Source organism: Rathayibacter sp. AY1F9, assembly GCF_002932155.1.
In the GTDB taxonomy this organism is placed as follows: Bacteria; Actinomycetota; Actinomycetes; order Actinomycetales; family Microbacteriaceae; genus Rathayibacter.
Map to the genome: position 1 here is coordinate 85,031 of NZ_PSVA01000012.1, position 7,096 is coordinate 92,126.

The following is a 7,096-nucleotide window of genomic DNA, read 5'->3' on the forward strand; positions in this document are numbered from 1 at the left end:
GCTCAGGCGTCGCGTCCGGCGCGGTTCTTCTGCCGCCAGTAGGTGAGGGCGATGCCGGCGAGGCTGATCACGACGATGCCGACGAGGACGATGTCGATGTACTTCCCCACGAAGTCCGCGACGCCGGGGATCTGCCCGAGGAAGAAGCCGAGGAGGATCACGCCGGTGGACCAGACGGCGGCGCCGAGTGCGTTGAAGCCGACGAAGTGGCCGTAGTGCATCTTCCCGACGCCCGCGGCGACGGGGGCGAAGGTGCGCACGACCGGCACGAAGCGGGCGATGGTGACCGCCCAGCCGCCGAACCGGTCGAAGAACGACTGGGTGCGGGCGACGCTCGAGCGGCTGAAGAGCCCGCTGTCCTTGCGCTCGAAGATCCGCGGCCCGCTCGCGCGGCCGATGACGAACCCGAGCTGGTCGCCGAGGAACGCGGCGGCGGCGACCATCAGGATCACCAGCGGCACCGGCAGGGAGATCACGCCGGTCGCGACGAAGACACCGGTGAAGAAGAGGAGGGTGTCACCGGGGAGGAAGAACCCGATCAGCAGGCCCGTCTCGACGAAGGCGATCAGGCAGACCAGGGCGATCGCCCAGGGTCCGGCGCCGTCGAGGAGGGATTGGGGGTCGATCATCGGTTCTCCTTAGGAGAGGTCGGGTGGGGCTGCGTCGCGGGGATGCGGACGTCGACACCGAGGCCGTGGGGGGCGAGGTTGCGGAGTCGGAGCTCGCCGCCGGCGGCGCGGCTGAGACCGGCGACGATCGCGAGCCCGAGGCCGGCGCCGCCGTCGCGGGAGCGGGCGGCATCCGGGCGGGTGAAACGGTCAGTCGCGACCGCGAGGAACGCGTCAGGAACGCCCGGGCCGTCGTCGTCGACGGAGAGGACGATCTCTTCGGCGCGCTCGACGAGGGTCGCGCTGACGCTGCCGCCGTCGGGCGTCGCAGTGACGGCGTTCGCGAGCAGGTTGTCCAGGATCCGGCCGAAATCGGTCGGGGAGATCGGGTACCGGGCGGCGACGATCGAGGCGGGGGCGACGAAGTCGATCGCGAGGTCCCGCTCGCGGGCGAGCATCCGGGCGCGGTCGACGCTGTCGGCTACCTCCTCCCGCAGAGCCGCCGAGGAGGCGTCGCCGGTAGCGATGCCCGCGTCGATCCTCGACAGGATCAGCAGCCCGTCCGTCAGGGACTGCAGGCGGTCGATCGAGCGGCGCGCGTCGACGACATCGGCGTAGAGAGCCGCCGGATCGTCGCGGACCCGCTCAGCGAGCTCGAGCCGGGTGCGCAGCGCGGCGAGCGGGGTGCGCAGCTCGTGGCTCGCGTCGGCGACGAGCCGCCGCTCCCGGTCCGCCGACTCCCGCAGGTCCGCGATCAGCGCGTTCAGGGTCGAGGCGAGGTCGGAGAGCTCGTCGCGGGCGGGCCCGACCGGGAGCAGCTCGGTGGAGCGTCCCTGGCGCAGCCGGTCGGCGATCGCGCGCATCCTGCCGACGGGGCGCAGCGCGAGGCCGACCAGGACCCAGGACGTCACAGCGAACGCGACGAACAGGATCGCGAGGGCGATCAGGAGCGTCGTGCTGACGCCGCCGACGACGGCCTCGGCGGTGTCGCGGCTCTCCTCGATCAGCGCCTGCGACGCTCCCGAGCGGACCAGCTCGATCGTGGAGGCATCGAGGATGTGATCGAGCTGCTCGCGCACGACGACCGCGACGATCCCGAAGAACAGCATCGCGACCAGCAGGCTCGACACCGTGATCCGCACCCGGATCGACAGGGACCGCCAGCTCACGGCGTCACCCCGAGGCGATAGCCCGCACCCCGTCGGGTGAGGATCTCGACCGACGCCCCGCCCGCGGCCAGCTTGCGGCGGAGGTAGCTGATGTACTGCTCCGCGATGTTGTGGTCCACGAACTCCGCCGACCCCCACACCTCGAGCAGGATCTCCTCCCGCGGCACGAAGTCCCCGGCGCGCGCCGCGAGCGCGCGGAGGACGCCGAACTCCTTGGGGCTCAGAGGCAGGACGGCGCCGTCGACCGTCGCGGCGTGCGCGTAGGGGTCGACGCGCAGATTTCCCAGCACGACCGGTGCCCGGTTCGTGAGGTGCTCTCTGCGGATCATCGCTCGGAGGCGGGCGGAGAGCTCCTCGAAGTGGAACGGTTTCGCGAGGTAGTCGTCGGCGCCCGCGTCGAGGCCGAACACGCGGTCCTGCAGGGCGTCGCGGGCGGTGAGCATGATCACCGGGAGCGTGGCACCGCTCGCGCGCAGGTGCCGGCAGATCTCGAAGCCACTCATCCCCGGGAGCATCACGTCGAGGATCGCCGCGGAGTAGTCCGCTTCGCGCGCCGAATTGAGCGCGTCGACCCCGTTCGAGAACAGGTCGACGTCGTAGCCGTCGCCGGTGAGGCCCCGCTTGATGAGCTCGCCCATCTCGACGTCGTCTTCGACGACCATCACCGCGTCACGCATCCAGGCCTCCTACGGTCATGCTCGCACCCGTGGCGCGGCGGAACCGGCCTACTCCGCGGAGATATGCGGCTTCTCAGCGGTACGCACTGCATACAAAGGCAGCACGTGCGGCCCGATGGAGCAGCACGCCCCTGGTGCGCAGACGATCTCGGACGCGGGCACCGACATGGACGCCGACCTCCGGCCGACGCGGTGCTGTGCGCTGTGCGCATTTTTGCCTGGAAGCCTTCGGCAACGTACGGGCCTGCGGCGTCCACGCAAGCCGCTGCGCGGCCGGCTCCTCCGACGTTCTCGGCACGCGGTCGCTGCGCTCCCTCACATCGCGCCGACAACCTCTCCTCCTCCGCCTTCCGGGTTGCGCTCCCACCTCCGACCCTGCTCGGCACTACGTGCCTTCCAGGCAAAAAAACGCTGGGAGAGAAGGAAGAACAACCGAGCCAGACCACCCCCGCTGGCTTGACAAACCTGATTGAGAATCTTCACCTCTCCGCGGTTCCAACCTATTTCGCTCCACCGGCTGCGTGCCACCGATCCCGGACGCGCCCTACGGGCTTATTTCGCCCGTGATCGGTGTCACTCCGCCGGCTCCACTCAAACGGTTTTCCCCGCCGGAGAGGCAAAGAAAAACGATCAGCCAGGAGCAGGAGCAACACACATGGACACCCTCGAAGCGATCCTCCGTGACCAGACGGTCACCTACCTCGTCAGCAAGAACATCCTCTGCCCGCGCACCGGGGCCGTTCTCGACTCGCGCACCTGTGTCGTCTTCAACGACGCGGACGGGGATCCCGCGGTCGTCATCTCGCCCGAGGGCTGGCAGCAGATCGCGAAGGAGCCCGCCACCCTCGACCGCCTCGCGGAGCGCGGGATCACCGTCGACATCAACACCGCGCTGGCCGCAACCCGCTGAGAGGAACAGACCATGTACCGCACCGACACCGACACCGGCCTCGCGACCCCCGATCAGGTCGCCCTCATCATCACCGACCAGCGCGCTCACTGGGACCAGAACGCCGACGACAGCGACGACGTGATGCTCGCCGCTGTCCGCAACGCCCACGCCCTGCCGGGCGCCGAGCCCGTCGAGGACGACAGCTCCGCCCTCGCCGCCGCACTGATCGCGTTCCTCACCCCGGACCCCGCCCGCACCGCACCGGTCATCGACGCCGACACCGGATGCGCGACGCCCGAGCAGATCGGCCTCATCGTCGCGTTCGAGCGCAACTACTACGAGGAGCACGAGAGCTACAGCACCGAACGGCTGCTCGCGGGCGTCCGCAGCACGCTCACCCTCCCCGGGGTGTGGGTGCTCGGAGGGTTCCCCGTCCGGGAGGACGGCACCGACCACGCCGCCGCGCTGATCGCGTTCCTCATCCCGGCGGTGACTACGTGATCGAGCGCAGCCGTGTCGATGAGCGGCCCGGGGCCGCGCGCGCGGCTCATCAGCTCTCGCGCCTGTCCAGCGGCCGACTCCAGCAGGAGGCCGACCGTGTGCGCCTGCACGGCGAGCGGCTGACGGGGCTGAGTCGGAAGACGAGCCGCCGCCTGATCGAGCAGGAGGAGGCGATCCGAGCGAACCGGATCGCCGCGGCGGACAGCGCCGCTGAGCGGCGGCTCATCGTCGGAGTCGTCATCGCGACGGGCGCTCTTCTCGCGGTCGGGCTGCGGCTGATCCTCACCTCAGGGCAGCTCCCTCCTCTGTTCTGACGAGCGGGCCGCGCTGACTTGTTGTCATGCTTACAAGTCGGACCTCGCCCACCGTCCCGCCTCCGCCTGCGCATCCCGTCAGGGCGAGCAGCAGTGCTCCTGCCAGTGCGATCCCTGCGGTCGTCCGCCTCATCGTGTCCCCCGATCACTCCGCCGCGGCACGTCGCCGGGCGCGTCACCTCGACGCCAACAGCAGCCGCCCGCCCGGACGGAGTCGTCCTGGCGGGCGGGCAGCCCCCGTCCCGGTCACGCGCGCGGGATGACCACCGAGACGCTCGCGCGCGAGGCGCCCGAGACGGCCGTGACCGTGCCGGTGCCGGCGGCGATCGAGCTCTTGCCCGTGCGGAACACCTTGGTCACCGTGGCGCCCGGGGCGACCGCGGCCGAGGACGCCGTGCCGTAGGGCGTCACGACGGTCAGATCGGCGGCCGCGCGGCCGGTGTTCGTCGCCGTCACCGTGACGACGACCTTCCCGAGGATCAGCCGCGAGGTCGCCTTCGCGGTGACGGAGGCGCCGGGCGCAACGCTCGCTCCGGCCAGCGCCGTCGTCACGCCGTCGACGCGCGCGGTGATCGAGACGGTGCCGGCGGTGGAGCCGGTGCGGATCCGGGGGAGCGCGGCGACGCCGTCGGCGCCCGACAGCACCGCGGCGGTCGTCGCTCCGCTCTCGAAGGCCGCCGGCCCGGTGATCGCGAAGCCCACCGAGCGGCCCGCGAGGGCGCGACCGGAGGAGTCGCGCACCAGCACGGACTGCGCGAGGTCGCGCGTCGTCGCGGTCGGCACGCTCTGCAGCGTCCCGCGCGCCTCCGCCGAGGCCGCGAGGGCGATGCCGTTCACCTCGATCTCGGCCACGCCCGTGGACCCGCCGTACTCGCCGGCTCCCCACGCCGTGAACACGAGCCGCAGCGCCGTCGTGGTCACCGGAGCGAACGTCGCGCGGTTCAGCACGTCGTGCTCGCGGCCGGGAGCCGCTCCGCTCACGGGAGTCCAGACGTCGCCGACCAGGTGCTCGACCCGCCACGACCGCGCGGGGATCAGCCCGCGTCCGTCGGCGTCGGCCGCGTCGCTCGCGAACAGCACCGAGGCGCTGTCGACGGTCACGGCGCTCGGCCAGCGCAGCTCGACGTGCTGCTCTCCGACCCGGGGCCAGGAGCCCCAGATCGTCGAGGCGGCGCCGTCGGCGACCGCTCCGACCGAGGTCCACGGCGAGGTGTACGAAGCGCTCGTAGACGAGGCGAGCGGAGCGATGTCGCCGACGTAGTCGGTGCACGGCACGGTCACGGTGACCGCCGCGGTCCGGGTGAGCTCGTCGATCCGGTCGACCCGCACGGACATGCCGGAGTTGAGCACTGCGCTCTCTCCGGCGAGCACGAACTCGTTCGCCTCGCTCGCGTCGCCCGGACGCTCGAGCAGGTCGCCGGCGTACGGCTGGCCCGGGTTCGAGCGCAGGATCTGCACGCCCGAGACGTCGCGGCGCACCTGGAAGGGACTCGTGTACGCGCCGCCGTCGGACGTCGTGTCGGCGCGGTCGTTGTACTGCGCCCAGTAGCGGATGCCCGTGTCCTGCGGGTCGTTCCAGGTGAGCGCACGCCGGCCGGCGGGTCCGGCTCCGAGGGTGTCGAGCGTCGTGGTGCGGGGTGCGCCGCAGACCGGCTGGCGGGTGTTCGGCAGCGTGCCCAGGCGCGCCAGCGACGGGGACGACAGCGGCAGGAACGACCAGGCGCCGCCCATCACGTCGGTCCGGTTGCCGTACTCCTCGCGGCGGCAGTCCGCGGGCAGCGGGGTGGAGGCGTAGTCGCGGGTCGTGGCGCAGTTCACGCTGTAGGCGTGCGGCAGCGAGAGGTTGTGGCCGAGCTCGTGCGCGAGGAAGTACGCGTCCGGTCCGGGCTGGAACGCGCGTCCGCCGTCATCGGGATCGCCGGACTGCTCGCCGTTGGCCCAGTTCGGGCACGGGTCACCCTCAGGCACCATGGCGACCAGGTGCTTGCCCGGTCCGCGCTGCCAGCCGGTCCTCTGCGCGATCCAGTCCTGCAGTCCGCCCGTGTTCGTGCAGCCGATCGGCTGGTCGACGACCTGCCAGTCGACGACCTGGTCGAGCTCGAAGCGGATCGCCCCGCTGGTCTCGCGGGAGTAGAACCGGTCGACGAGGTCGAGGGCGCGGACGGCGTCGGCGGTCGTGTACCCGCCCGGGACGGTGCCCTGCGGAGCGACGAGCGCGATCGTCACGCGGTGCGTCTGCACCTGGGCGCGCGCCGGGATCTCGACGTCGACGAAGTCGGCGTCGAGGGCGAGGGCGGCCTGCTGCGTCGTCGCGTCCGCCTCCGGCTCGATCACGGTGGGCTCGGCGTCCGGAGCCGCGACGGGGCGGTCCGGAGCGGGAGCGGGAGCGGCGGGAGCGGGGGCCACCGGAGCGGCCGCCGCTGGAGCCGCGGCGGGCCCTCCGGCGACGAGCCCGGAGGCCAGCAGCAGTCCGGTGAGCGCTCCAGGGAGCAGGGCGTGTCGTCGTCGCATGGTCGTCCTCTGGGTCGGTCCTCGCTGAGTGCCCCGAGCGGCAGCAGGCGGGGGCACGAGCTCCCGCCGACCTCCTCGCCGCTGAGGAGTCGGCTGACGTTACCGTGAACATCCGTGCAGGAACGGGCAGATGTCCCTCCGCGGCGGCCCCTTTCCGGGTGGGGACCAGAAATGACGAAGGCCGGGAGCGGGACCCCGGCCTTCAGCGACGATCAGATCTCGGTGTGCCCCAGATCCGCCGCGTCCAGCAGTCGGATCTCGGTCTCACATGCAGGGGTCGCAGGTGGGGGAGGGCCGGCCTTCCAGCCGGCCCGCGAGGGGCGATCCCCTCACACTCTCTAATGATCTCGGCTGGCCTGGTGCCGGCTGTCAGGCTGGTTCTGGCTTGCTCGGGCGTGACTCATCACACTCTTGACCGCTGTGT

7 protein-coding genes are annotated in these 7,096 nt (G+C 71.7%); 3 read left to right on the forward strand and 4 right to left on the reverse strand.

The features are described from left to right. Positions 1-2: 2 nt before the first annotated feature. The 3 genes from C5C37_RS09820 to C5C37_RS09830 are packed head-to-tail and all read right to left on the reverse strand — an operon-like array spanning position 3 to position 2,454. Positions 3-629, reverse strand: coding sequence for a DedA family protein (locus C5C37_RS09820; RefSeq protein ID WP_104250829.1), 627 nt, complete (start codon positions 627-629; stop codon positions 3-5). After that, positions 626-1,777 carry a HAMP domain-containing sensor histidine kinase gene (locus tag C5C37_RS09825; protein ID WP_258067669.1) on the reverse strand — a complete coding sequence of 384 codons (1,152 nt, stop codon included), beginning with the start codon at positions 1,775-1,777 and terminating at the stop codon, positions 626-628. Before C5C37_RS09825 ends, C5C37_RS09820 begins: the two co-directional genes overlap by 4 nt. Beyond that, positions 1,774-2,454 carry a response regulator transcription factor gene (locus C5C37_RS09830; protein WP_104223238.1) on the reverse strand — a complete coding sequence of 227 codons (681 nt, stop codon included), beginning with the start codon at positions 2,452-2,454 and terminating at the stop codon, positions 1,774-1,776. The genes C5C37_RS09825 and C5C37_RS09830 overlap by 4 nt, the downstream gene beginning before the upstream one ends. Before the next feature lie 655 nt (positions 2,455-3,109). Between C5C37_RS09830 and C5C37_RS09835 the strand changes: the two genes are divergently transcribed. Genes C5C37_RS09835 through C5C37_RS09845 form a run of 3 tightly spaced genes read left to right on the forward strand, consistent with a single transcriptional unit; the run spans position 3,110 to position 4,161 of the window. Beyond that, a complete protein-coding gene (locus C5C37_RS09835; protein ID WP_104223237.1) occupies positions 3,110-3,364 on the forward strand; it encodes a hypothetical protein in 255 nt (84 codons plus the stop codon). Positions 3,365-3,376: 12 nt separating this feature from the next. Beyond that, positions 3,377-3,847 carry a hypothetical protein gene (locus tag C5C37_RS09840; protein ID WP_104260295.1) on the forward strand — a complete coding sequence of 157 codons (471 nt, stop codon included), beginning with the start codon at positions 3,377-3,379 and terminating at the stop codon, positions 3,845-3,847. Continuing rightward, complete coding sequence (locus C5C37_RS09845) at positions 3,844-4,161, forward strand: hypothetical protein (RefSeq protein ID WP_104260266.1); 318 nt, start codon at positions 3,844-3,846, stop codon at positions 4,159-4,161. Before C5C37_RS09840 ends, C5C37_RS09845 begins: the two co-directional genes overlap by 4 nt. A gap of 246 nt (positions 4,162-4,407) precedes the next feature. Here C5C37_RS09845 and C5C37_RS17500 read toward each other — a convergent pair whose 3' ends face one another. Next, a complete protein-coding gene (locus C5C37_RS17500; RefSeq protein WP_181127401.1) occupies positions 4,408-6,672 on the reverse strand; it encodes an Ig-like domain-containing protein in 2,265 nt (754 codons plus the stop codon). Positions 6,673-7,096 lie beyond the last annotated feature (424 nt).